Origin of the sequence: Mycobacterium sp. MS1601 (genome assembly GCF_001984215.1) — a bacterium.
GTDB lineage: Bacteria > Actinomycetota > Actinomycetes > Mycobacteriales > Mycobacteriaceae > Mycobacterium.
This window is the reverse complement of record NZ_CP019420.1, coordinates 2,801,276-2,824,356: the sequence shown is the minus strand read 5'-3', so window position 1 is coordinate 2,824,356 and position 23,081 is coordinate 2,801,276. Positions and strand designations below refer to the sequence as shown.

Annotated in this window: 26 protein-coding genes; 11 read left to right on the top strand and 15 right to left on the bottom strand. The window is 65.7% G+C overall.

Features of this window, described 5'->3' with window-relative positions:
* The first annotated feature begins 71 nt into the window (after positions 1–71).
* The 4 genes from BVC93_RS13815 (at position 72) to BVC93_RS13800 (ending at position 2,536) form a co-directional block, all read left to right on the top strand.
* Entirely contained in the window at positions 72–818 is a 747-nt protein-coding gene (locus tag BVC93_RS13815) for a methyltransferase domain-containing protein (RefSeq protein ID WP_083737952.1), read from the top strand.
* Positions 819–943: 125 nt separating this feature from the next.
* Positions 944–1,129: a hypothetical protein gene (locus BVC93_RS13810; protein WP_157516912.1), complete on the top strand. Its 186-nt coding sequence runs from the start codon at positions 944–946 to the stop codon at positions 1,127–1,129.
* Between the two features lie 121 nt (positions 1,130–1,250).
* Positions 1,251–1,970, top strand: a complete 720-nt coding sequence (locus BVC93_RS13805) for a GAF domain-containing protein (protein ID WP_083737948.1) — start codon at positions 1,251–1,253, stop codon at positions 1,968–1,970.
* Positions 1,883–2,536 (top strand): EAL domain-containing protein, encoded by a 654-nt coding sequence (locus tag BVC93_RS13800; protein WP_083737946.1) that lies wholly within the window; start codon positions 1,883–1,885, stop codon positions 2,534–2,536. Before BVC93_RS13805 ends, BVC93_RS13800 begins: the two co-directional genes overlap by 88 nt.
* 36 nt (positions 2,537–2,572) lie before the next feature.
* Here the strand turns inward: BVC93_RS13800 and BVC93_RS13795 are convergent, their stop codons facing one another.
* The 5 genes from BVC93_RS13795 to BVC93_RS13775 all read right to left on the bottom strand — a co-directional run bounded on the left by BVC93_RS13795 (position 2,573) and on the right by BVC93_RS13775 (position 9,040).
* Complete coding sequence (locus tag BVC93_RS13795) at positions 2,573–3,496, bottom strand: endonuclease/exonuclease/phosphatase family protein (RefSeq protein WP_236950356.1); 924 nt, start codon at positions 3,494–3,496, stop codon at positions 2,573–2,575.
* A gap of 5 nt (positions 3,497–3,501) precedes the next feature.
* Positions 3,502–4,809, bottom strand: coding sequence for an AMP-binding protein (locus BVC93_RS13790; protein ID WP_083737945.1), 1,308 nt, complete (start codon positions 4,807–4,809; stop codon positions 3,502–3,504).
* Entirely contained in the window at positions 4,809–6,083 is a 1,275-nt protein-coding gene (gene frc / locus BVC93_RS13785) for a formyl-CoA transferase (protein ID WP_083737943.1), read from the bottom strand. Before frc ends, BVC93_RS13790 begins: the two co-directional genes overlap by 1 nt.
* Positions 6,080–7,759, bottom strand: coding sequence for an oxalyl-CoA decarboxylase (gene oxc, locus BVC93_RS13780; protein ID WP_083737942.1), 1,680 nt, complete (start codon positions 7,757–7,759; stop codon positions 6,080–6,082). Before oxc ends, frc begins: the two co-directional genes overlap by 4 nt.
* A gap of 174 nt (positions 7,760–7,933) precedes the next feature.
* The gene (locus tag BVC93_RS13775; protein ID WP_083737940.1) at positions 7,934–9,040 is read right to left on the bottom strand and encodes a zinc-binding dehydrogenase; all 1,107 of its coding nucleotides are present in this window, start codon (positions 9,038–9,040) and stop codon (positions 7,934–7,936) included.
* 36 nt (positions 9,041–9,076) lie between these two features.
* Here BVC93_RS13775 and BVC93_RS13770 point away from each other — a divergent pair, with 36 nt between their 5' ends.
* Entirely contained in the window at positions 9,077–9,538 is a 462-nt protein-coding gene (locus tag BVC93_RS13770) for an acyl-CoA thioesterase (RefSeq protein WP_083737938.1), read from the top strand.
* Here the strand turns inward: BVC93_RS13770 and BVC93_RS13765 are convergent.
* Together BVC93_RS13765 and BVC93_RS13760 are read right to left on the bottom strand one after the other, a co-directional pair.
* Entirely contained in the window at positions 9,498–9,935 is a 438-nt protein-coding gene (locus BVC93_RS13765) for a VOC family protein (RefSeq protein ID WP_083737936.1), read from the bottom strand. The genes BVC93_RS13770 and BVC93_RS13765 overlap by 41 nt on opposite strands.
* The gene (locus BVC93_RS13760; protein WP_192860317.1) at positions 9,932–11,341 is read right to left on the bottom strand and encodes an FAD-binding oxidoreductase; all 1,410 of its coding nucleotides are present in this window, start codon (positions 11,339–11,341) and stop codon (positions 9,932–9,934) included. The genes BVC93_RS13765 and BVC93_RS13760 overlap by 4 nt, the downstream gene beginning before the upstream one ends.
* A gap of 90 nt (positions 11,342–11,431) precedes the next feature.
* On the opposite strand from BVC93_RS13760, the gene BVC93_RS13755 reads away from it, so the two are divergent.
* Positions 11,432–12,151: a GntR family transcriptional regulator gene (locus BVC93_RS13755; protein ID WP_192860316.1), complete on the top strand. Its 720-nt coding sequence runs from the start codon at positions 11,432–11,434 to the stop codon at positions 12,149–12,151.
* On the opposite strand, the gene BVC93_RS13750 is transcribed toward BVC93_RS13755, so the two are convergent.
* The 3 genes from BVC93_RS13750 to BVC93_RS13740 all read right to left on the bottom strand — a co-directional run bounded on the left by BVC93_RS13750 (position 12,142) and on the right by BVC93_RS13740 (position 14,812).
* A complete protein-coding gene (locus BVC93_RS13750) occupies positions 12,142–13,179 on the bottom strand; it encodes an isopenicillin N synthase family dioxygenase (protein WP_083737932.1) in 1,038 nt (345 codons plus the stop codon). The two genes, BVC93_RS13755 and BVC93_RS13750, sit on opposite strands and share 10 nt — an antisense overlap.
* Positions 13,176–13,976: an ABC transporter permease gene (locus BVC93_RS13745; protein WP_236950441.1), complete on the bottom strand. Its 801-nt coding sequence runs from the start codon at positions 13,974–13,976 to the stop codon at positions 13,176–13,178. The genes BVC93_RS13750 and BVC93_RS13745 overlap by 4 nt, the downstream gene beginning before the upstream one ends.
* A 98-nt stretch (positions 13,977–14,074) precedes the next feature.
* On the bottom strand, positions 14,075–14,812 hold the full coding sequence (locus BVC93_RS13740) for an ABC transporter ATP-binding protein (protein WP_083737927.1): 738 nt from the start codon (positions 14,810–14,812) through the stop codon (positions 14,075–14,077).
* A 197-nt stretch (positions 14,813–15,009) separates the two neighbouring features.
* Between BVC93_RS13740 and BVC93_RS13735 the strand changes: the two genes are divergently transcribed.
* Both BVC93_RS13735 and BVC93_RS13730 read left to right on the top strand, forming a co-directional pair.
* Complete coding sequence (locus tag BVC93_RS13735; protein WP_236950355.1) at positions 15,010–16,182, top strand: nitrate ABC transporter substrate-binding protein; 1,173 nt, start codon at positions 15,010–15,012, stop codon at positions 16,180–16,182.
* Positions 16,182–17,117: a nucleoside hydrolase gene (locus BVC93_RS13730; RefSeq protein ID WP_083737925.1), complete on the top strand. Its 936-nt coding sequence runs from the start codon at positions 16,182–16,184 to the stop codon at positions 17,115–17,117. Before BVC93_RS13735 ends, BVC93_RS13730 begins: the two co-directional genes overlap by 1 nt.
* Before the next feature lie 36 nt (positions 17,118–17,153).
* On the opposite strand, the gene BVC93_RS13725 is transcribed toward BVC93_RS13730, so the two are convergent.
* Positions 17,154–17,633 carry a hypothetical protein gene (locus BVC93_RS13725; protein ID WP_192860315.1) on the bottom strand — a complete coding sequence of 160 codons (480 nt, stop codon included), beginning with the start codon at positions 17,631–17,633 and terminating at the stop codon, positions 17,154–17,156.
* 23 nt (positions 17,634–17,656) lie between these two features.
* On the opposite strand from BVC93_RS13725, the gene BVC93_RS13720 reads away from it, so the two are divergent.
* A complete protein-coding gene (locus BVC93_RS13720; RefSeq protein ID WP_083737923.1) occupies positions 17,657–18,190 on the top strand; it encodes a M15 family metallopeptidase in 534 nt (177 codons plus the stop codon).
* On the opposite strand, the gene BVC93_RS13715 is transcribed toward BVC93_RS13720, so the two are convergent.
* Both BVC93_RS13715 and BVC93_RS13710 read right to left on the bottom strand, forming a co-directional pair.
* Positions 18,165–19,343, bottom strand: coding sequence for a metallophosphoesterase (locus BVC93_RS13715; RefSeq protein ID WP_083737921.1), 1,179 nt, complete (start codon positions 19,341–19,343; stop codon positions 18,165–18,167). The genes BVC93_RS13720 and BVC93_RS13715 overlap by 26 nt on opposite strands.
* Positions 19,344–19,373: 30 nt before the next feature.
* Positions 19,374–20,195: a PHP domain-containing protein gene (locus BVC93_RS13710; protein ID WP_083737919.1), complete on the bottom strand. Its 822-nt coding sequence runs from the start codon at positions 20,193–20,195 to the stop codon at positions 19,374–19,376.
* 20 nt (positions 20,196–20,215) lie between these two features.
* Between BVC93_RS13710 and BVC93_RS13705 the strand changes: the two genes are divergently transcribed.
* Positions 20,216–21,109: an enolase C-terminal domain-like protein gene (locus BVC93_RS13705; RefSeq protein WP_157516911.1), complete on the top strand. Its 894-nt coding sequence runs from the start codon at positions 20,216–20,218 to the stop codon at positions 21,107–21,109.
* A gap of 20 nt (positions 21,110–21,129) precedes the next feature.
* On the opposite strand, the gene BVC93_RS13700 is transcribed toward BVC93_RS13705, so the two are convergent.
* Complete coding sequence (locus BVC93_RS13700; RefSeq protein WP_192860314.1) at positions 21,130–21,669, bottom strand: DUF302 domain-containing protein; 540 nt, start codon at positions 21,667–21,669, stop codon at positions 21,130–21,132.
* A gap of 125 nt (positions 21,670–21,794) precedes the next feature.
* Here BVC93_RS13700 and BVC93_RS13695 point away from each other — a divergent pair, with 125 nt between their 5' ends.
* On the top strand, positions 21,795–22,709 hold the full coding sequence (locus tag BVC93_RS13695) for a phosphotransferase (protein ID WP_083741036.1): 915 nt from the start codon (positions 21,795–21,797) through the stop codon (positions 22,707–22,709).
* Here the strand turns inward: BVC93_RS13695 and BVC93_RS13690 are convergent.
* Positions 22,695–23,054 (bottom strand): hypothetical protein, encoded by a 360-nt coding sequence (locus tag BVC93_RS13690; RefSeq protein WP_083737917.1) that lies wholly within the window; start codon positions 23,052–23,054, stop codon positions 22,695–22,697. The two genes, BVC93_RS13695 and BVC93_RS13690, sit on opposite strands and share 15 nt — an antisense overlap.
* Positions 23,055–23,081 lie beyond the last annotated feature (27 nt).

The window sequence follows — 23,081 nt, the reverse complement described above, 5'->3', positions numbered from 1 at the left end:
ACGACGAGCGGATACGTTGATCGGCCCGGTAACGAACACCGTCAACGACCGAGCCCGAGGAGCACCCGCCTGTGGATCTTCCGCGCATCTTCACCATCCGGGAAAGCGGCCACCGCATCCACAACCCGTTCACACCGGACAAGCTCGCCGCCCTGGGGCAAGCCCTGCATCTGGAACCCGGTACTCGCGTGCTCGATCTCGCCAGCGGCTCAGGCGAAATGCTTTGCACATGGGCCCGTGATCACCGTGTCACCGGAACCGGCGTCGACATCAGCACAATGTTCACCGAACAGGCCCGTGCCCGTGCCGCTGAACTCGGCGTCGCGGACCAGGTCCGCTTCCTACATGCTGACGCCGCCGGTTTCGTCGCTGACGAACCTGTCGATCTCGCTGCCTGCGTGGGAGCCACGTGGATCGGAGGCGGGGTGGCCGGCACCGTCGAGCTGCTGAGCAAGAGCCTGCGCCACGGCGGCCTCATGCTCATCGGCGAACCGTACTGGCGACGCGAAGTGCCGGACCAGGTGACCGTTCAAGCCTGCGGCGCGGTTTCGGAAAACGACTTCCTGCTGTTACCGGAGCTGATCGAGCAGTTCGGCGATCTCGGGTTCGACACTGTGGAGATGGTGTTGGCCGATCAGGACAGTTGGGACCGCTACCAGGCAGCGCAGTGGCTCAATCTCCGTCGGTGGCTCGACGCCAATCCCGACGACGAGCTCGCCGCCGATGTGCGCGCCGAACTCACCACCGAACCCGGCCGCTACACGCGATACCAGCGTGAGTTTCTCGGGTGGGGAGTTTTCGCACTCATGGGGCGCTGACCGGTTTCGCCGCTACCCCCACCTCAAGCCAGGTGCAACACGACGTTCTCGACGCACGGACACCCGATGGGTGTGAGGCCCGGCTGGAGCCCAATCATGCAGCAGTGCATACGATTTGGCGACAGTTGTCCACGACGAGCGCACCGCAGACCGGCGTCGACACCACCATGGCTGGTGACCTCCGTCGGCTCGACGCGACGTCCGTCTTCACCGGATCGGAGTCTGCCGCGTCAGTCTCGGTGCTGAAGGCGGGCGCGTTTGGCTTCGCTGGGACTCCAGCCAGCAATCTGCCGACATTTCCGCTGTTGTAGGCCTTCGTCGTGAGAGCAGTCGGTAACCTGGGCGCTACCGAAGCCGGCGGGGGCCAGTCCATGCCTCGCCCACGAACACACTTCCTGGCAGCACCACGTCGCCGGGGCGAGGGAAAGCGCGATGGATCGGTTGGTTCGGGCACTGACCGCTTCGGTGGATCCCGCGTCGTTGATGGTCCGCGTCGCCGAACAGGCGTGCGCGTTCATGGCGGATGCCGACGGTGCCGCGATCAATCTGCTTCGAGCTACCGACGATTCCTACGTGACGGTGTCGGCAAGCGGCGTCTTGGCGCCGGCCATGGGATTCGTGATAGCCAGGAACAGCAGTTTGCAGGGCATCGCCGCGCTGGAGGGACGCCCCTTACTGATACAGGATGCGCTCGTCGACCGCCGGTTGTCGGAGACTGTCCGCGCCAGCAACAGGCAGTGGGGCACCCGCTCCTGGGCCATGATCCCGCTGGTGTACAACGACACCGCCATCGGGTCACTGATGCTCGCCGCGACGAGCCCGGCCGCCTTCACCGAGTCGGACATCGAACCAATGGTCGCCGTCAGCAATTTTGTCTCGGCGTTGATCGGCAGCCGGTTCGAGCTCTCGACGCAGCTGACCAACGTGATCACGGACGGTCCATTCCACAGGCAGGGGGCCTTCACAGCGCGCTTCGTGGCGTCGGTGATGATGCCCGAGGCGGTTGAGGCGGATAGGCACCAGAATGCTCTGGACGCGCTGCTGGAACGGCCTGACGCACTCGGGTGGCTTTTCAGCCCGTCGTCCGACTGGAGAACCGCGCTCCCATCGCCTACGAAGGGTTGGCGCGGTTTCCCGCGTCCATGGGGTTGACCCCGGCGCAATGGTTCAGCACCGCGCGCCGACTGGGTCGAGGCCTCGACCTGGAGAGCGCGGCTCTGCGTGCCGTCTTGGCCGCCGCCGACGGCATCTCGGGCGATTACCCGGTATCGGTCAATCTGAGCCCAAACGCCGTATTGGAAACCATAATTCAGGATTCCCTGGTACGTCAGAACCGACGGTTGATCGTCGAAATCACCGAACACGAACCGTTTCCCGATGACCTCGGTGAGAGGTTGACGGCTTTGCGAGAGCGGGGAATTGAGGTGGCAGTCGACGACGCCGGTGCCGGATATGCCAGCTTCACCCAACTGCTGCGGCTGCGGCCTGAGATCATCAAGATCGACGGCGAGCTGATCGCCGGCATCGACAGCAATCCGGCAAAGCGCGCAATAGTCACCGCATTGACCTCCCTGGCCACCGAACTCGACGCGAAGTTGATCGCGGAAGGGGTGGAGACGGCTGATCAGCTCCAGACACTCATTCGTCTTGGTATCGAATACGGACAGGGTTTCCACCTGGGTCGGCCTCAGCTGAAAATCGCAGCCGAACGTAGTTGAGCGCGGTACCGCAGTGCCGGCCAGCACGGTGGCGGCTCACCGCGCAGAACCGGATGCGCCCGCTCGGCCGGCGAGAAGTCGCCGCTGCCAAGGCGGACGATCACTGGCCTGCGAACTGACCCCGGTCCACCGTAACCGGCAGAGCACCCCGAAATGGTCCGACGGGAACACCCTCGGCAGCGCCGGATCCACCGGTTCGCGCCCCAACAGTTCGATGCTCTGTGGCACCCACGCCGAGCCCTTGACCAGCACTCGGTCGAAGCGCACATGGCGGTGCTTGTCCTTCATGTCGTAGCGCATGTGGTTGATCGACGTGTCCTCGGTGAAGCCGGGTTCGTCGGGCCGCAGACCCGGCCACACATCGCGGAACGCCGGATCCAGCGCGTCGTTCTCATCGTCACGCATGTTGAAGTCACCGAGCACGATCACGTCGCCGGCATCGCGGAATGCCCTGAACAGACATCCCAGTTGACGGGCGCGCAGTTCCCGGTTCCTCTTGCCACTTTCCAGGTGCACCGACACGACGTTCTGGATGACGCCATTGACGGCCAGTCCGACGGTCAGGTAGCCGCGGGCCAGCTGGGTGGGCAGCCGGGTGTAGGTGGCGGCGCGGACCGGCAGCCGGGACAGCACGAGCATGCCGTAGTTGCCCAGCGCCGCACCCACGATCGCCACCCGACGATACTGTTCACGCACCCACGGTTGCGCCAGGAGGATGTCGAGCGCCGCCGGTGTGACCTCCTGGAACACCATGACATCGGGCTGCTCGTCGGCCAGTAGTGTGGCGATGGCCCGGTAGCGCTGCGTGGCATACAGGTCGTTGAACCAGATGTTGTAGGTCGCCACCGTCAGCTCAGCGCAGTCGCCCAACCGGTGGTCGGGGTGGTCGCGCCATCGTCCTTCGCGGCTGTCATAGGCACCGACCGGCAGCGTCTTGGGGTTCCTCAGCCAACGGCGCACGCACGTCAAGGTACCCGGGTCGGCGACTGCCCAACCATCAGCGCCGCCAACGCGGTCCGGTCAACATCACCCTTGGCCGTCTGAGGCAGAGCCGCCACGGGCACGATCTGCTGTGGTATCTCGAACGGGGCCAGTCGAGTTCGGCAGTACTCGGTGATCTGCCCGGGGTCGGTGTCACCGTCGAGGACCACTGCGGCGGCGACGTGTTCGCCGTAGAGGTCATCGGGAACACCCACCACGGCGGCCTGCAGCACACCCGGGCACCCGGCAAGAACCTGTTCGACGTGTTCGGGCGAGATCTTCTCACCGCCCCGGTTGATCAGGTTTTTGATCCGGCCGGTCACCACGAGGTTGCCGTCGAGGTCCTGGATGCCCAGATCACCGGTCCGCAGCCAACCGTCCAGGAAGGGGTCCGCGGGATCCGGGCCGAGGTAGCCTCGCATCACCGTCGGTCCGCGAAAACAGATTTCTCCGTTGATGATTCGCACATCGAGGCCTACCGGAGTCCCCACGGTGTTCTGGCGCACCTCCGCACCGGCACCCGGGCGCACGGTCGCGGCCTGGTGGGTGGTCTCGGTCATCCCGTACGCGGCCAGCACCTGGGTGCCGAAGCGGCGTTCCAGGTCGGTCACCAGGTCGGGGCTCAACGGCGCGCTGCAGCTGCGGATGAACCGCAGCGGCGGCAGGGTGTCCGCGCGGCGCGCCACGATCCGGTGGATGGTGGGCACGGCGGTGTACCAGGTGGCCGACACCGCGGCCATGTCGTCGGCGAATGTGTGCGCACTGAACCTGCCTGATTCGGGTAGAAGCAGCGTGCCGCGTGAAGTCAGTGTGGCCAGCAGCGCCGCTACCAGTCCGTGGCCGTGGAACAGCGGCATCACCGCGACGGTGGCGTCCCGGGCCGTGAGCCCGTAGCTGTCCACCACTGTCTTCACACTGGCCGCCAGGCTCTGATGTGTCCACGGGACCAGCTTCGGAGTTCCGGTGGTGCCGGATGTCAGCATGATCAACGCGTCGTCGTCGCACAGCCCGTGCGGGTTCTGCAGCAGCGCGATCCGGCGCGTCCGTTCCGCCTCGGGCAAGGACGGATCCAACGGGGCCGCAACAACACGTGCTCTGGCGGCAGCCAGGAGGGTCACCACGAAGTCGACGGTGTTGGCGCCCGTCACCGCCAGCACCCTCCCGCTGAGCTCCGCGGCGCGTGCGGTCACCAGGTCGTCGAGTTCGGCGTAGGTGACCGCTGTGCGGCCGTCGATCAGCGCCGTCGACCTGGGCGGCGCGCCGGCCAGTAGATCACCCAGATGCTGCCACATCAGTGCGCCGCCAGATGCGTCTCGGCGATGATGCCGTCGGTGATGAATCCCGCGATCTGCTCGGCCGAGTAGCCGAGGTCGGCGAGCACCGCGCTGCTGTGTTCGCCGAGCAACGGGGCCCCGGTGATCTGCGGGGTGTAGTCGGAGAACTTGACCGGGCTGCCGACCGTGAGGAACGTGCCTCGCCCCTCTTGCTGCACCTCGACCACCGTGCCGCTGGCCCGCAGGGCAGGGTCGTAGGCGATCTCTTTCATCGACAGCACCGGCGCGCAGGGCACGTCGAACTTCCGCAGGATGTCCACCGCTTCATACTTGGTCTTGTCAGCCAGCCAAGTCTCGATTTCGGCGAAGATGTCGAACAGATGCGGCTGGCGAGCCGCGGCGGTGGCGTAGGCCGGGTCGTCGACCCACTGCGGCCGGCCGAGCGCGGCACAGGTTTTGGCCCAGTTCTGCTCCTGGATGGTGAAATAGATGTAGGCGTTCGGATCCTCTTGCCAGCCTTTGCACTTGAGCACCCAGCCGGGTTGCCCACCGCCACCGGCATTGCCACCGCGCGGCACGGCGTCACCGAAGGTGCCGTTGGGGTATTGCGGGTACTCCTCGAGGTAGCCGAGCTGTTCCAGACGTTCCTGGTCACGCAGCTTGACCCGGCACAGGTTCAACACCGCGTCCTGCATGGACACCGACACCTTCTGTCCCACACCGCTTTTTTCCCGCGCCAGCAGCGCGGTCAGCAGTCCGATCAGCAGATGCATTCCGGTGTTGGAATCACCGAGGGCGGCCGCGCTGACGGTCGGCGGACCGTCCCAGAAACCGGTGGTGGACGCCGCGCCACCGGCGGCCTGCGCGACGTTCTCGTACACCTTGAGGTCCTTCCAGGGTGACTCGTCGTTGAATCCCTTGACCGAACCGAAGATCAGCCGCGGGTTCAGGTCGTGGATGTGCTCCCAGGACAGGCCCATCCGGTCCATCGCGCCGGGGGCGAAATTCTCCACCAGGATGTCCGCCTCGCGGATCAGCTTCTCCATCACCTCCAGGCCCTCTGGAGTCTTGGTGTTGATGGCCAACGAGCGCTTGTTGCTGTTGAGCATCGTGAAGTACAGCGCGTCCAGGTCGGGGACGTCGCGCAGTTGGTGACGAGTGACGTCCCCGCCGGTGACCCGTTCGACCTTGAGCACGTCGGCACCGAACCAGGCCAGCATCTGCGTACAGGCGGGTCCGGCCTGCACGCCGGTGAAGTCGATGACCTTGATACCTGTCAGGGGCGCGTTCATCGGGGTAGTCCTTTCGGGTTCAGGTTGGTCAGGTGGCCGCTCTCGGCGCCGACGTGGATGTCCAGCTCACAGTCGATGAGCGCCGGCCCTCCTGATGACATGGACTCTGCCAGAGCGGATTTCAGATCGGCGGAGGTACGCACGTGGTACCCGGTACCACCGAATGCCCGGATCAGGTGTTCGTGGTGGGCCCGGGCGTCCAGCACAGTCGGCGCAGGCCCTGCACCGAGCGGGTTCACGTCGTCGCCGCGGTACACACCGCCGTTGTTGAGGATCACCACGGTGACGGGAAGCTGGTAGCGACAAATGGTTTCGATCTCCATACCGCTGAAGCCGAAGGCGCTGTCCCCTTCGATCGCCACCACCGGTTGACCGCTCTCGACAGCCGCGGCGATGGCGTAACCGAGACCAATGCCCATCACCCCCCAGGTGCCGCAGTCCAGGCGGTGGCGGGGCACGGTCATCGGCAGGACATTGCGACCGATGTCGAGGGTGTTGGCGCCTTCGTTGACCACGTAGGCCTGCGGGTAGTGGGCCAGCACATCTTTGATGGCACCGAAGGCGTTGTGGAAGTGCATGGGTTCGGGGTCCTCGGCCAGCCGGGCGGCCATCTTGGCGTCGTTGGTGCGGGTTTTCTCTGCGAGTTCGGCGCGCCAGTCCTCGGGGCAGGAGACGCGATGCTGGTCAAGGGTGTCGACCATCATGTCGATCACCGAGCCGATGTCGCCGGCCAGCGGGACCGCGGTGGGTTGATTGCTGTCGAATTCTCCCGCGTCGATGTCCACCTGGATGAATTTCGCCTCCGGTGACCACTGTGGCGCTTCCCCGTGTCCCAGCAGCCAGTTCAGCCGCGCCCCTACCAGCAGCACAACATCGGCCTTGGCCAGCGCCAGAGACCGGGCCGCCGCCGCGGATTGCGTATGTCCGTCGGGCAGCAGACCTTTGGCCATCGACATGGGGAGGAACGGGATACCCGTACGCTCCACGAAAGCGCGGATGCCTCGGTCGGCCTGCGCGTACGCGGCGCCCTTGCCCAGCACGATCAACGGCCGCCGCGCGCCGGCCAGCAGCTCGACGGCCTCCAGCACCCTCTGTTGCGCCGGAAACTGCTGTGGAGCTGGGTCATTGATCTTCCAGACGGTGGCGTCGGCGACGCCGGAGTCAAGGGTCTCGGCCAGCACCGCGGCCGGGATGTCCAGGTACACCCCGCCCGGGCGGCCCGAGGACGCGATGCGCAGGGCACGGGCGATGCCGCGGCCGATGTCCTGCGCCCGGTCGATGCGCAGGCTGGCCTTGGCGAACTGCCGGGCCGCGGCCATCTGGTCGAGTTCTTCGTAGTCACCACGTTGCAGGTCCACGATGGCGCGATCGCTGGAACCGGCGATGTGCACCATCGGGAAGCAGTTCACCGTCGCGTTGGCCAGTGCGACCATGCCGTTGAGGAAACCGGGCCCGGAAACCGTCAGCAGCACACCGGGTTTCTTGGTCAGGAAGCCTGCCGCCGCGGCCGCGTGACCGGCGGTCGACTCGTGCCTGAACCCTACGTAGCGGATACCGGAGGCTTGAGCCAGCCGGGCCAGGTCGGTGATGGGGATGCCGACCACGCCGTAGATGGTCTCGACATCGTTGAGCTTGAGTGCGTCGACAACCAGGTGGAATCCGTCTGTCTCGGTCATGTGGTTCAGTGTCCAACGCCGCGAAGTTCAGGACTACCGGGTTGGCTGGACACTGTCAGGTAACGCTAGCCCCCACCCACGATCTGCAATCCCAGCGCATGAGGACATCCGCGAGGGTCGCCACTACCGACGGTCACCCGTACGGCCGCCGACTCGGGAATGAGAGTCAGGGTTTCAGAATTCGACGACCTGACGCACCGCACGGCCGTCGGCCAGCTGATCCATCCCCTCGTTGATCTGATCCAAGGTGATGGACGCCGACACCAACGACTCCACCGGCAGCATGCCCGAACGCCACATCTCGACGAACCGCGGGATGTCGCGGGACGGCACCGCCGAACCCAGGTAGCTGCCGATCAGTGAGCGGCCCTCCGCGACGAAGCCCAACGGCGACAACGTGACCCGCGCGTCCGGGCGCGGTAGCCCGACGGTGACGGTGCGTCCGCCCGGCGCGGTCAGGGCGACCGCAGTCTCCAGTGCGGCGGGATGGCCGACAGCTTCGATGACGACCGCGGCCTTCAAGCCGGCGTCCACCGCCCCCTCCGGGGTGTACACCTCGTGTGCACCCGCGGCACGGGCGTCGTCCAGCTTTTCCGGCAGCCGGTCGACACCGACCACCCGGACATCGTCGTGTGCCAGCGCGGTCAGCACCGCGGCCATCCCGACCCCGCCGAGGCCCACCACAACCACCGTCTGGCCCGGCCTCGGCTGCCCCGCATTGAGCACGGCACCGCCTCCGGTCAGCACCGCGCAGCCCAACAAGGAAGCCACCACCGCGGGGACATCTGCGTCAACCGGGACCACCGAACGGCGGTCCACCACCGCGTGGGTGGCGAAGCCCGACACCCCCAGGTGGTGGCGCACCGGCTCGCCGCCTCGGCTCAGCCGCACCGCACCACTCATCAAAGTGCCCGCCCCGTTCGCGGCGCTGCCCGGCGTGCAGGGGGCCAGCCCGTCGGTGTCGCATGCCGCACACGCACCGCAGCGGGGTAGGAACGTCAACACCACCCGCTGCCCCACTGTCAGGTCGGAGTGTCCGCCGATCTCCTCGATCACCCCGGCGGCCTCGTGGCCCAGCAGCATCGGCACCGGCCGGACCCGGTTTCCGTCGACCACCGACAGATCGGAGTGGCACAGGCCCGCGGTCTCGATGCGCAGCAGCAGCTCACCGTCACCGGGCGGGGCGAGTTCCAGGTCGGAGATGCTCAGGGGTGCGGACTCGGCGTAGGGCCGCGGGCGGCCGATCTCCTCCAGCACCGCACCACGAATCGAGATGGTCATGGGGACCAGCCTGCCTCACCTGCCAGACTTGCGGCCATGACCGCCGATGAACGAGAGCTGACCAGCAGCGACTTCGGAGTGCACTGGCCGGTGTTGACCCGCTGGACCGACAACGACATGTTCGGTCATCTGAACAACGCGGTGTACTACTCGCTGTTCGACACCGCGATCAACGCCTGGATCCAGACCAGCACCGGGGTCGATCCCGTGACGGCGCCATGGCTGGGGGTGGTGGCCGAGTCGGGCTGCCGTTACTTCGCCGAACTGAAGTTCCCCGACCCGCTGATGGTCGGCCTGTCGGTGGCCCGGCTGGGTCGCAGCAGCGTCACCTACCGACTGTGTGTGTTCCGGTCCCGGGCCGGTGAGACCGATCAGCAGCATCCGGTGGCCGCCGTCGGGCACTGGGTGCACGTCTACGTGGACCGGGAAACCCGGAAGCCGATCCCGATTCCGGACGTCATCCGCCCGTTGTTGGACACCGCCACGGCGCCGTCGTGACTCCCTCAGGGGTCACAAGATCAGGGCTGGCGTCGTCGTACTGAATCAACTGGACCAAGGTCCCGGAAGGCGACCGGACGAAGGCTGTCGTCGCCAAGGCGGGTTCGATTCGGGTACAACCCTGCACGCTGAGAAACCCCGCGGCGACCGCACGGTCGTGGTCGGTGGCGACGTCTGACGAACGGAATGCGATGTGCGCCCATGCTCCGTCACGCACAGCCACTTCGATGAGTTCCAGTTTGACGCCCATCCCGTCGTGCATCATTGCGATCCGTCGACCGGTGGTGCGATGACTGCCCCAGCGGACAAGTCGTAGACCCATGGCCAGGGTGTAGAGCGCGACATCGGCTTCGATGTCCAGCGACTCGATTCCGGCATGATCGAACGGCAGCGTCATGTCGGCAGGCTCTCCGGGGCCACGATCTCGCGCTCTCGAACCGACCCTGCCCGCCAAGCTCGCTTGTTGAAGAAGCTGCCGCCCAGCTTGCCGGGGTTGAGGAGGAGATGTGGATCGGAGGTCTGTTTGAGGTCGAGCATGTAGTCGGTGTCGCCGACGAAGCCGCCCTCCTCCACAACGAAGCTGTGCGGGTTCAGCACCCTGATGCCGATCGATGAAGCGAACGACATCAGTTGGTCGAGTGCCTCACCGTGGTCGGGCAAACCCACCAGCGCCGGAATGCCCACCGCGCGCACACCTCCGCTCTGCGAGCGGATGAACTCCAGGTGTTGAAGAAAGGTTCCGCCGTACCGGACGCTGATGTCGGCTACCTGTCTGGAGACTGCTTCCTGGTCGTCGGCAGCGTATTCACACTGCAGCCAGGACGAGGTCGGGTGCGCTTTACGTGACCAGAGGATGCTGTGGCTGAAGGGGAATTGAGTGATGTCCTTTACCCCCTCGGGCCACGACTGCAGCGTGCCCCGATACCGGTCTGCCAAGGCGGCGAGATGCGGCTGGTGCGTGCGGTCGGCCCAGATCAGGGCCACGTGCTCGTCTGGTGCGAACAGATGAGCAATGGGGGTCATCATCGCGCCGAGCGGAGCCTGGTGCACCGATGCGAGGCGGGCGTGGACGTCAGGAGAGTCGACTACCTCCCATCCGAACCGGGCACAGGAGTCGAATTCGTCGAAAGACACGCAGTACTGCGCATATTCGTGGGCAGGTACCAAGCGCAGCTCGAGCTGGACGATGACACCGACGGTGCCGTAGGTGTGCAACACGGCGTGCACCTGGTTGCCGGATAGGTGGAGTCGGCGGGGCTGCTCTTCGACGGTGATGATGTCGACGCTGAGAACGTTGTCGTTCCACAGATCCCCGTGTGCCGCAGCGCCCAGGCCGCCGGAGCCACCGGAGACGAAACCGGCCGCGGTGGCCACGCGGTAGGTACTCGGCATGACCGCGAGTTCCTGGGCGGTGGATTGTGCGGCAATTTCGATGTCCTTCATGCGCGTGCCTGGCAGGACGACAGCACGCCCGTCGCTGACGGACTGGACGCCGGCTACACCTCGGATGTCGACGACGATGCCGTGCTCGAGCGGCAGCGACTGTCCGTAGTTACCGGTGCCGGCACCGCGCATGGTGATCGGCACCCGATGCCGCGCAGCCAAGGCCACGATGTCGGTCAACTCGGACACCGTGGTGGGCAACGCGACCGCCGCGACAGTGGTGTCGGCGAGTTCGGATTCGAGAATCGGGCTGTACCACGAGAAGTCACGCAGGTACTTCGAGGCGCGAGCAGCGGGTACTACCCGTTGGACACCGAGCAGGTCGATGAGGTCAGCGAGGGCAGCAGTTAGATCAGGCACAAGGCTCCCGTCAATTTCATGGAATTATTTCATGTAGTGCATGGGTTAAAATTTGGCTCGCCGCAGGCGCCGGGAAGGCGAGGTGTTGAGATGGGTGTCCAGCAGTCACTGGCCGATGACGCGTACGAGCTGATCTTGGAGCGCATCCTCGACGGCCGGCTGGAGCCCGGTTCGGCCCTGAGCGTGCCGGCTCTGGCACGGTCGACGAATCTGGGCCGTTCGCCGGTGCGTGAGGCGGTCCAGCGACTGATCTACGAGGGCTTGGCACAGCATGTCCACAACCGCGGCGCGGTGATCACCAAACTGCGGCCCGCGGATCTGCCCGACATCTTCGAGGCGAAGGAGCCGTTGGAAGGCATCGCCGCACGGCGCGCGGCGGCCAACGTCACCGACGCCGATCTGGAGAAACTGTGGGATCTGGTGGACCAGCAGACACGAGCCGCGGAGACCACCCCCGTCGCGGCGGGGACTCTGATGCGGTTGGATGTCGAGTTTCACCTTTTGATCGCGGAGCTCTCCGGTTCGGCGACGCTTCTGGCCGTGCTCGGGCAGTTCACCACTCGCACCCACTTGGTGGTGCCGGCCGCCTGGAACAAGCCCGTGTTCGCCCAGGCATCGATCGACGAGCACGCGGCCATGGTGCGCGCCATCGCGTCCGCCGATACCCACAACGCGGAACAGGCCGCTGCCAGTCACACCCGCAATGTGTGCACCCGGCTCATGCGATGGCTCGCCGAGGATCAAGCGTCTTTGGGACGCACAGCTCGGCGAGACGCTGGTCTGCACGCGGTGACCCGCCATCAGTCTTGAGCCGACAGCACACGGTGCGCTTCACGACCGACCGCTGAGGGCACCTTCTTGCTCCGCACACCGGCGAGTTTGGCGTTGATGTTGTCAGCGATCGAGATCGGCGGGTACATGGACTCACCGTCTCCCACGCATCCGGCCAGCGGTTCGATGACGGCGTCGAAGTTGCCGTCGAAGAAGAATGCCACCGACCGTCTGCGCATGATCCGGCCGTCCACAACCGGTGGATTGACCCGGTGGACCGTCGAGAGCCAGCGATCGTTGGTCCAGCGTGCCATCGCATCGCCCAGATTGATCAGCAACGCACCATCATCGGGCATCACGTCATGCCAGCGGCCGCGCTTGTCGAGCACCTGCAGACCTGCCACCTGGTCTGCCCACAAGATGGTCAGGATCCCGAAGTCGGTGTGGGCACCCATGCCGGTCAGATCCCCGCACAGGTGCACCTCACCTTCGGGCAGTGCGTAGTTGTTCATCTTCAGGACGTCGATCGAATGATCGGTCATGGCATCGAAGTAGCCGCTCGCAAGCCCCAGGGCGTCTGTCAGCGCGGCCAACATGACCCGCGAAAGACCCTGGGCTGCAGCAAAATACGATTCCACGGCAGGCCTGAAGCCAGGAGCGTCGGTGGGCCAGACATTGGTGGCGTAGTTGGCCTCCGGCAGCTGTTCACCGGGATACCAGTCGGTTTCACTTCCGATGGTGAAGGCCTCGTAGAAATCGTTCATCATGTTTGCCGACGGGATTCCCAGGCTCATGCTCAGAGAATCCGACTTCGGCGGGTGGTAACCACGGTTGGGGCCCGACGTCTCGGCGTACCGCTTCTTGACATCCAAGGGCAGTGCGAAAAATTCGTCCACAGCGTCGGCCAGGCCTTCGATGATTGCAGGGTCGACACCGTGGTTGACGATCTGGATGAAGCCCACCTCGGTGCAGGCACGGCCCAGCTGCTCGGCAACGGTGCGGCGTCCGGCACCATCACCACCGCTCAGATACGGCGAGATGTCCACAGTGGGTACGGTGAATGTCATTGCGGCTCCTCGGATTGTGTGCGTGATGAGGGGTTGTGACCGGTGGGCCGCTCACGGGGACCGTGCCACCGGCCCACGGCGCGACGCGCCACGAACCTGGAGAGGTTGAACACGGCGATACCGAAGGCGGAGGCCACCAGAATGGCGGCGATCAGGTCCGTCGACCGCAGCTGTGACCGATAGACGTCGATCAGGGTGCCGATACCAGGCTCTCCGCGCGCGAAGAACATGTCCCCGATGATGGCTCCCACCACGGCTTGCCCTGCGGCGATCTGCAGGCCCGCAAGAATGGCCGGCATCGCCGAGGGCAACTCCAGCCGCAGCAGACGCTGCAGGCGCGAGGCGCGGCCGAGGTCGAACAGTTCATGCAATCCGCGGTCCACCGAACTGAGGCCGAAGTGAGTGTTGCTGATGATGGGGAACAATGCGATCATCGCGCACACCACCACCCGCGATGTGGCCCCGAAGCCGAACCAAAGCCCGATCAGCGGGACGATCGCCAGGATCGGCACCACATGGAACGCGACGGCGTAGGGAAACATGAAACGCTCGATCCAGCGACCCTGATTCATCAACGCACCCACCAGAACTCCGACCACCGCCGCGATCAGCAAGCCAAGAGCCGCGCTTCGTGCCGTCACCCAGAGCGCGTCGAGCATGATGCGTAGTTGCTCGGTGTTCAGCAGCGACCGGGTGAGGATCTGGTGCGGTGGCGGCAGCAGGAAGCGCCGCTGCGGAGTCAGCACCAAGTAGCTGACCGAATACCAGATGCCGAGTGCAACAACACAACTGCTGATTGCGGTGAGGAATCGCCCGGGAGGCCGTCTGCGACGTGGAAACCGCACCGGCCTGGCGTTGAACGATTCGACGTCACCTGGGGTAGGCAAGCGGATGGTCACGACGTGCCTCTCATGGTGTCGGCGATCATGGCGACCAACGAGACGTACTCGGGCTCGAACCGCAGTTCACGAGTACGGGGACGAGCCAGGTTGATGTCGACGATCGCCTTGATGCGTCCCGGCCGCGGTGACATCACCACCACCCGGTCGGCCAACAGCACGGCCTCATCGACCGAATGGGTGACGAACAGTGCGGTGAAGCCTTCCCGGTCGTAGAGATTCAGCAGCAGCATCTGGATGTCCTCCCTGGTGAGGGCATCGAGCGCACCGAACGGCTCATCAAGCAGCAACACGTCGGGTCGCAGCGCCAGGGCACGTGCCAGCGAGGTGCGCATGCGCATACCGCCGGACAGACTGCTGGGCAGTTGATCACTGAAGTCAGCCAATCCCACCGACGCGATGGCCTCGCGGGTGCGTGAGTTGCGCTCGCCGCTGGGCAGTCTGGCCAGGTCGACGAGGACGCTGACGTTACGCGCCACTGACGCCCAGGGCATCAGGGTCGGCTCCTGGAAGACGAAACCTACAGAGCTGGAACCGATCTCGACGTAGCCCGAGGTCGGTCGCTCTAGCCGGGCGGCAAGTCTGAGCAGTGTCGACTTCCCACACCCGGAGGGTCCGACGATCGCCACGAATTCCCCGGTGCGCACCGACAACACGATGTCCTCCAGCGCCTGGGTGCCGGTGTCGTATTGCATCGACACTCGGTCGTAGACGATCTCGTCCACCGGGTGCACAGGCTCACCAACCCCTTCTGAATTTCATGTATGTGAAGCGTCTGACGTGTTCTCAGTCTGTCTTCAGGGCAGATATTTATGCAATCTGTGTGCCATGAAGATCGTGTTACATGAAATCTGAGTTGTTGCGCTCGGTCTTCACGGCGGTTCATAGTGCTAGCACCGACTGCCCTGCAAAGACCAGGAGTTCTCATCCGATGAAGGTCCGTCCTGCCCGCCGAATCGCCACCGTGTTGGCATCGGCTGCACTGCTCACCCCGCTGGCCGCCTGCGGCGGTTCTGCGGAGAGCCCCTCCGACTCAGCCGCCGGGATACCTACGGCTACCGGCGATCACGAGCTGGCATCGGCATGCGGCGACGACGTGGCGATCCAACTGCAGTGGCAGCCCCAGTCCGATATGGGGGCACTCTTCGAACTCCTCGGTGAGGATTACCAGGTGGATACCGAGGCTAAGTCCGTCACCGGGGCGCTGGTGTTCGACGGCGCGGACACCGGTGTCGACCTGACGTTGAAGGCCGGTGGCCCAGCGATCGGCTTCCAGTCCGTCAGCTCGCAGATGTACGTCGACGACAACATCGATCTGGGGTTGGTACATGGTGATGAACTGATTGCCGCAGCAGCCGCCCAACCCGTCGTCGGCGTCACTCCACTGCTGAAGTACACACCGCAGATGCTGATGTGGGACCCCGCGTCCTACGGCGAGGACCTGCAGATCCCCGAGATCAACGGCCTGGACGCACCTGTTGTGGTGGCCAGTGGCACGGTTTTCTCGGCATGGCTGGTGGACAAGGGCTTCGTCCGCAGCGATCAGATCGACACCAGCTATGACGGAAACCCGTCACGCTTTGTCGGCGACACCCAGATCATCCAGCAGGGGTTTGCCAACTCCGAGCCTTACACCTACGAATTCGACACCCCCGCATGGGGGCGCAAGGTCAGCTTCCAGCTGCTCAAGGATGCCGGCTACAACATCTACGCATCCAATCTGTCGGTGCGCCGGGACCGACTGGAGGAGATGGCGCCATGCCTGGAGAAACTTGTTCCCATGGTCCAGCAGGCTTCCGTGGATTACCTGGCTGACCCGGCGCCGGCCAATGCCAAGATCGTCGACGTCGTAGCCCAGGACCCGTCTATGTCTCCGTACAGCGACGGTGAAGCCGAATACAGCGCACGATATCTCGCCGACGCAGGACTGATCGGCCCCGAGGCCGACGGCTCGGTCGGGACGTACGACTTCGAACGTGTCGACTCTTTTGTCGCCGAGCTTGCGCCGGTCTTGCGAAGTGGGGGCGCCGACGTGCCCCAGGACGTGTCGGGCAAACAACTATTCACCGACCGCTTCGCGGATCATTCCATCGGAATGGATTGATGGCTAAGCGTCGGGTCATCGTCGACACCGATCTGTCGTTGGGTGCACTGGGATCTGAGATCGATGACGGCCTGGCCTTGGCCATGGTGGTCGCCGAACCCGGGTTCGATCTGCAAGCGGTGACGACGGTCAGTGGCAATGTGGATGCCAAGAGCGCAGCACAGCTGGTACTGGATCTCTTTGGACGCTGGGATGTTTCCGGTGTCCCGGTATTCACCGGCGCCACGTCGCCTCTGTGCGACCCCCGAGGCCGACGACCGGTGGCGCCCTCCGCACCGAACGTGGAGGGGGTAGCGCAGGGGTACGCCGCCGCCCAACTCGCCCGCCTCGTGATGGAAGCACCCGGCGAGATCACGGTGATCGCCCTGGGCCCACTGACCAACATCGCGGTCGCCATCAATCTCGAGCCCGGATTCGCCACCGCGGTGAAGGAGATCGTGGTGATGGGCGGCACCTACTTCCGGAATCTCAGCTGGGGTTCGCTGCCCGGCGAGTTCAACTTCTGGCTCGACCCCGAGGCGGCTCAGGCAGTTCTCCGGAGCGGCGCTGCGGTTCGCCTCGTCGGCCTCGACGTCACGACTCAGATACAGCTCTCACGTGCGGACGCATTGCGATTGGCCGGCAGCGACGGCGACTTCGCACCGCACATCGGTGAACACGCGGTGGCCTGGATCGACCGATTGGCCAGAGAGTACCCGGAGGATCCGCTCGTCGGCGATTCGTGTTCGCTGCATGATGCGCTGGCAGTGGCAGCAACAGCCAGACCGGATTTGCTGGACTGGCGAGACATTTCGGTGCAGATCATCACCGACGACCAGGCGGGCAGAGGTGTCGCGGTGCTCGATCGGATCCAGACACCCAACTGCTCCATAGCGGTCGGTGTCAGAGCGGACGCCGTGCGCGGCTACATCTTCGGGCTGTTGGACGGTCTGTGATCCGGTGGTGCCGGCAAATGACCGGGCAGTCCGTCCCTAGCCACACAGCGCAGTCAACTGACCGTTGAGCTCGTCCACCTCACGCAAGAGCTCGGCCTGAGCCGGGTCGGTGTTCAGCGCGCCCGCAGTGGCGGCGGCACCGACGTCCAGCAGGGTGTTGCCGAACCGGCGCAGCGGCTCGGCCAACTCGGCAGGGGTCGCGGGGTCCACCCGGTCCAGCACATACTGTCCACCACTCATCAGCGCCACTCGGGAGTTGGCGGCGACAGCGAGCGCACCACCGACATCGTCCCCGGCGACCGCCAGGTTGGTGTTGGTCTGCACGCCCGTGCGTACCGTCGTGTACGCCGCACAGGCGCTGTCTCTGGCTGCAGACTGCTGCTCGGCGGTGTACTCGACGGACCTGGTCGACGACCACCAGGCGTACAGCGACACCGCCAGCGCCGCGGCTGCCAGCAGGAACGCCAGCGCAGCAAGGATCAGTCCGGTTCTCCTCACGGCGGCCGATTGCTGCATGTCGTAGATCGTAGAGTTCACTCATGCGGGTCGACTTCTGGGTGGCAGCGTGCGCCGTGGCGTGTGTGATCACTGCGGCGCCAGCGCACGCCGATCCACTGGTCGGCGACGGAGCTGTGGACTCGTTCGGTGGCTACCTGCCCGATGGTCTCGAGCTGACGGCGTTCGACGTCACCAACCCGATCATCGCGCGGCTCGATCCGGCCCTGTTGGCGGCGGTGCAAGAGGCCACCCGGGTGGCTGCGGACGCGGGCGTCACCATGCGCATCAATTCCGGGTGGCGCTCGCGCGGTTTCCAGCAGCGGTTGTTCGACGACGGCGTGCGCACCTACGGAAGTGTTGATGCCGCACGGCAATTCGTCGCCACCCCGGAGAACTCGTCGCATGTGACGGGCCACGCTGTCGATGTGGGACCACCGGAGGCACAAGCGTGGATGGCACGCAATGCGCCACGCTTTGGACTGTGCCAGGTGTTCGCCAACGAGCTGTGGCATTACGAGCTGACAGCCGACCCCCAGGGCGTGTGCCCACCTATGCGGCCGAACGCCGCAGGGTGAGCACGGTGATCTCACTTGGCGCGAACACCCGGAACGGCGGGCCCCAGAACCCGGTGCCGCGGCTGGTGTAGAGCTGTGTGCGGGCGCCGTGGCGACTGAGCCCCTGCACCACAGGCTGATCGATTCGGACCAGAAAGTTGAACGGCCAGATCTGCCCGCCGTGGGTGTGCCCGGAGATCTGCAGGTCGACGCCCGCGTCGACGGCTGCGGGGATCTGCTTGGGTTGGTGCGCCAGCAGCAGCACCGGCAGCGTCGGGTCGGCACCGGACAGCGCCGCGCCCAGATCGGCGCCGTGGCCGTCGACCCCGGAGGCCCGCGCGGTGCGGTCGTCGACGCCGGCGATCACCAGGGTGTCCCCGCCGCGTTGCACGGTGATGTGCTTGTTGTGCAACGCATCCCAGCCGATGCGCTGGAAGTAGTCCAGCCAGCCCTGGGCCTCGCTGAAGTATTCGTGGTTGCCGGTGACATAGACCCTGGCCAGTTTCGCCTGGACCCGCTCCAGCGGGGCCGCCTGCGCCAGACGAACGTCCACGGTGCCGTCGGCAACGTCGCCGACGTGGCACACGACGTCGGCTTCGAGCTCGTTCACCCGGTCGATCACCGCCGATGACCACGCCGCCCGGTCGATCGGGCCGTAGTGGGTGTCGGTGATCATCACCACCCGCAGCCCGTCGAGTCCTGGCCCCAGTCGCTCCAGCGGCACATCGACGTCACGCACCCGCGGCACCCGCATGGCCTCGTAATGTCCCCAGGCCAGCAGAACGACCACCGTCACCAGCACCACGACCGAGACCAGCCGCGCCCGCAGCGGGTCGGGTACGCCCGCGACGAACATCGCCACACCTAGGATCTGGCCGAACACCGACCAGACGAACAGCACCCACGCCGACCCCAGCACCACGTCACCGGTGATGGCGGCCCAGTCCAGGTGCCTGCGGCCGTGGCCGATCATCATCATCAGCGGAAGCCCCAGGAACGCGGCAAGGAGCACCACCGAGCCGATGACGGTGACGGTGACCGGCCAGTCCGCGGCAGGTGACAGCAGCGTCCACCACGGCACCCCCAGCAGGATGGCCATGACGGAGAAGACGATCAGCAGGCGCCGCCACGACCGGCGGGGGCGCACGGAGGTTCGCGCCGGGGCATCTGACATTTCCGCCAGCGTACCGACGGTCCGGGTCGGCTACCTGCGCCAGAAGTCGTACTCGTCACGGCCGGGCTTGAATCCGGCGGCCGTCACGATGTCGACGGCGAGGCCGAATTTGTCCCCGACCCGCAGCGGGGTGTGCGCGTCGCTGCCGAAGGACACCGCGTCTCCGCCCTCCTGGTGCCACCACCGCATCAGTTCGGCCGAGGCCAGCGGGCTGGCGGTGTTGAGCTCCAGCGCCCGTCCGGAGTCCGCCAGTGCGCGAAAGACGCTGCGGTACTCCTCCTCGTAGTCAGCCTCGCGGTACTCCCCTGCCTGGGCGGGCCAGTAGCGCCGTGGGTAGTCGCAGTGCGCCAGCACCTGAAAAACGTCGGATCCGGCCACCAGGTTCAGCATCTCGGTGAAGTAGTCACGCATCACCTCACCTGCCGGACGGTGGCGGAAAACACGGTCGGCATAAATCAGTCCGCCGTCGTGGACGATGGAATGCAGCGAGCCCAGCACCCGATCGAACGATGCCTCCTTCAGCACCGCTGCCACGCCGCCGGCGAAGTGGTGCGGTTCGCCGGCCTCGATACCGGTGAGGACCCGCAGCCCGGGGAACAGGTCGCGGCATTCCTGCACGCTGGCCAGATAACCCTGGACGTCGACGGGTGAGACACGTTGACGTTCAACGATTTCTACCCCGTCACCAGGTGGTTGGTCGTCGACTCCCCACTCGGTGAAGTCGATGTGTTCGGTGAAGGCGACGGCCGGCAGTCCTACCTGGACGGCGCGCCGGCAGGTGTCCTTCATAGACGCCTGCGCTCCGGTGTCCCAGGAGAATTGTGAGTGCACATGATTGTCGGGGGGAAGCATCGAATGAGATCGTGCCATGCGTGAAGACACTGATCGACTTCGACAACGCCGTCGTGGTGGCACTGCCGGTGAGTCCGGGCTTCGGCGAACCCGACCCTCGGGAGTCCATGCTCATCGAGGGCCCGCAGGGCTGGGGTGAGTTCAGCGCGCCGGGGGACGTGCGTGCGTTGACGGCTGCGGTGGAGCCGGGCACCGTCGGCTGGCCGGACGCTGTGCGTGGACGGGTTCCGGTGGCGGTGCAAGTGCCCGCCGTCGACGTCGACCGCGCTTGTGCGCTGGTGCGTTCGTCCGGGTGTCTGACCGCGGAGGTGACGGCCGGCGGTGACACACCGGCCCGGATCGAGGCGGTGCGCGACGCCCTCGGACCGCAGGGCAGGGTTCGCGTCGTCGGGCCTGACGACTGGGACGTCGACACCGCGGTCACCACGATCCGCGCCATCACCGATGCGGTCGAGTACGTGGAGGTGCCCCGCGCGATCCTCGAGGGGGTGCGCCGCCGGGTCGACGTGCCGATCGCCGTCGTTGTGGACCGTGCCGGGCTCGGTGGCGCGGATATCGCGGTGCTGAGCAGTTCGTCGTTGGGCGGAGTGCGGCGGGCGTTGCGCATCGCCGAGACCGTTCGGGTGCCGTGTGTGGTGCGGGCAGGCCGCGAGAGCAGCGTCGGGCTGGCGGGTGCCGTCGCATTGGCGGGGGCGTTACCGGAGCTGCGGTACGCCTGCGCAGTCAGTCGCCCGGCGTGGGTCACCGCCGACATCACCACCGCGTCCCGCGAGCTGGTCGCGGTGGATGGGTACCTACCGGTGGCGCCCATGCCAGCCGCTCCGGAGATGGAGTTGCTGAGCAGGTGGGCTGCTGATCCCGCGGCCGTCGCCCGCTGGCGACACCGGCTGTCGGTGGCACAGCAAGCGCTCTGAGTTCGCCGTGCTCGAGATTCTCACAACCGGGCCGACAGCGCGCTGGAGGCGGCCAGCGCCGGGGGCACGCGCCCGCCCAGCAGTGTGATGAGTCGGGCCAGCAGATCGTCGAGATGTTTTCCCACCGCGCTGATCTCGGCCCGCCCATAGCTGGCGAACAGCAAGCTGGGTTGATCCACCACCAGGCGGGTGGCGCCGGAGTCGTCGGTGTGGATCACCACGCGTAACGGCGCGTGCAGCATGACTGCGGGGTCATGGCGAAACATCTGCTCGGCGATCACGTGATTGCCCATGAGGTACTCTGTGGCCCGCCCTTGTGACGGTGAATCGGCCAGGGCTGCAGCGATATCCGCCCGGTAGTAGCGCATGAAGCCGTAGGGGGCACTGTCGTCGGCGGCCATCACCGCCTCCTGCCAGTTGTGCGCCGCGGCAAAGGCTGCGTAGTCGACGATGGGAACCAGGCGCTCGAACCGGGAACGCACCACGTCGTAGGAACCCGGAAGCCCGATCGAGAATCGGCGCGACAGGTGCTCGACTGTGGTCGGGATGCTCTCCTGCATGAATCGAGTCTGTCCGGCTCTGGACTCTTCCGCCAGCGCGCTGCCTTCACTTCGACGGTAGTGCTAGCACCCAAAATCATGTGACATCGCCGTGACGCCCGTGGCAGGGTGAAGCGCCTATGACGATGACTGGAGATGAACTGGCGACCCGTCGTGACCGCGCGGTTCAGGCCGCCATCCACGCGGGCCGACAGCTCGGCCTCGGCGTCGTCGATGGTGTCGTGCTGCACGACGTGTTCTCGGTGGTGGTGCATCTGCGGCCCGAACCGGTGGTGGCCAGGATCCAGGTGGTCACCCCACCTGGGCTGGCCCCCGAAGACCGGGCCGCCCGCCAGCAACGCGAACTCGACGTGGTGGCGTGGTTGGCCGATCACGACGTCGCCGTGGTGGGGCCGTCGCCGCTGGTACCCATGCACCCGGCGGTTCAGGACGGTTTCGCGATGACGTTCTGGGAGCTGGCCGACGTCTCCGCCGATCATCAACCGTACGCGGGCGTCGATGTCGGCCTCACCGCCCCGCTCTACGCTGCGCTGGCCCGATATCCCGCATCGCTGCCGTTCCTGGCTCCGTTCAACTCCGGGTTACCGCAGCTGCTGTCAGCGCTCACCGAGTCCGAGCTGTTGTCGTGGGCCGACATCGACCGTGCGCGTGCCGAATTCGAGGCACTGAGCACCACACTGGGCGATCAGCAGGCCTTCGCGAGAGCGTTCCCCGGCGTCACCGTCCAGCCCTTGCATGGTGATGGACCCTCGCACAACGTCATCCGGACCGTCTCTGGCATCAAGTTCTCCGATTTCGAGGACGTGTGCCTGGGACCGGTGGAATGGGATCTGGCACACCTGGGACCTGCCGCCAACGACGAATATGACACAGCTGCAAGGGAACTGGGTTTGCGGGTGACCGATCCAACCGTTCAGCAGATGATGGACGCCGCCCGTACCCTGCAGTTCGTCGGGTGCGCGGCCCTGATCCCGGAGCTCCCCATCCTGGCCGAAGGGCTGGCTCCGGCAATCGCGGCATGGCGCTCACACGGAACGTAGGGCGTCGAACGCCTGCGGCAAGGAGATGACGCCGCCGTCGAACCGGCGGTGGATGTTGAGGCCGAGCGTCAGGGCACGCAATGCGGTGGCCGCTTCCATCGGATCCACTTCGTCACCCACCAGTTCATGCTTGCTGATGTAGTCGGCGTACAGGTCACGGATCCGTCGCTGACCTTCGGCGAAGGCCTCTGCGACCGGACCCTTTTCGACAACGGCCTCCAGGGCCAGAGTTCCGAAGATCTGAAACCGTTCATCGGTCAGCACCACCGACTGAGCACCGAGGATCTGCTGCCACCCCGCCTGCTCGGCTTCCTCGAATGCCGACGCGATGCTGGAGTACAGCATGTCGAATGCACTGTTGACGACGCCGAC